This is a genomic window from Candidatus Accumulibacter vicinus, assembly GCF_000584955.1.
Classification (GTDB): Bacteria; Pseudomonadota; Gammaproteobacteria; order Burkholderiales; family Rhodocyclaceae; genus Accumulibacter; species Accumulibacter vicinus.
This window is the reverse complement of the sequence record NZ_JDSS02000023.1, coordinates 1,052-2,073: the sequence shown is the minus strand read 5'-3', so window position 1 is coordinate 2,073 and position 1,022 is coordinate 1,052. Positions and strand designations below refer to the sequence as shown.

The window sequence follows — 1,022 nt, the reverse complement described above, 5'->3', positions numbered from 1 at the left end:
ACGGGTTGCGCAGCAAACCGTCGTCTGGCAAGCGAAGCGCGGCAGGAATGGGCAACCAGGAATCGATGAGCGCCGTCGGGTATCGACGTCCCGGGGTTTGAGCGGGAGGTGAGCTGCGGCCCGGCATGACCGGCGCGGCAGTAGCGTTCGCGTGGCCGATGCGGTAGAACGCCCGGCGGCCGGTGGAGACGCAGGCGCGACACCGGAGCCAACCGCCAAGCCAGACCCGATGCCGCGCCCCGTAGCCCCATAGCGGCGACGTTGCCTGCCTAGTATTTCACGAAGCGCACCTCGCCGTCAGATTCCCATTGGCCGGGACGGCCAATGGATCTCCCTGGAAGACGCTACCTGTGCGCCGCTTGCCGCACAGCCGTGCTCATTTGCAGCCACTGTGATCGTGGCCAGCGCTACTGCACCACGAGGTGTGCCGACCAGGCCCGCCGACAGTCTGTCCGCGCCTCGGGTGGCCGCTATCAAGACAGCTTGCGCGGCCGTCACGCCCATGCCGAACGCCAGCGCCGTTACCGGGCCCGGCAGCAGAAAGTGACGCATCAGGGTTCCCCACCCAGGGCCACCCCTGTTCAACTCTCCTGCGAACCGACGTTGCCGGCCGCACCGCTGCCAGGGCACTGCTGTCGTTGTCATCGTTCCTTGCCGGACGGAGTGCGCCAGGACTTTTTGCAGCGTCGGATTCGCCGTCACCCACCCGACCGGAGAAGACATGGCCCTCAGCCCCGAGATTGAAGCGCAGATCCTGCGTTATTACCACGCCGAACGCTGGCGTATCGGCACCATCGCGACCGAACTGCACGTGCATCGCGACAGCGTCGCCCGCGTGCTCGCCCAAGCCGGCTTGCCGGCACTCGGACCGGTTCGCCGCCCTTCGGCGATCGATCCTTACCTGCCGTTCATCCTCGAGACCCTGACGCAGTTTCCGCGCCTACGTGCCTCGCGCGTGTACGACATGGTCAAGGGTCGCGGTTATCCGGGACGCCCGGATCACTTCCGGCACCTGATCGCCC

General features: G+C 66.8%; 1 protein-coding gene. It reads left to right on the top strand.

Annotation, left to right across the window (positions count from 1 at the left end):
* Nucleotides 1-721: 721 nt before the first annotated feature.
* Nucleotides 722-1,022, top strand: a 301-nt coding sequence (locus CAPSK01_RS22640) for a transposase (RefSeq protein ID WP_273703484.1), incomplete at its 3' end; no start/stop codon positions are given.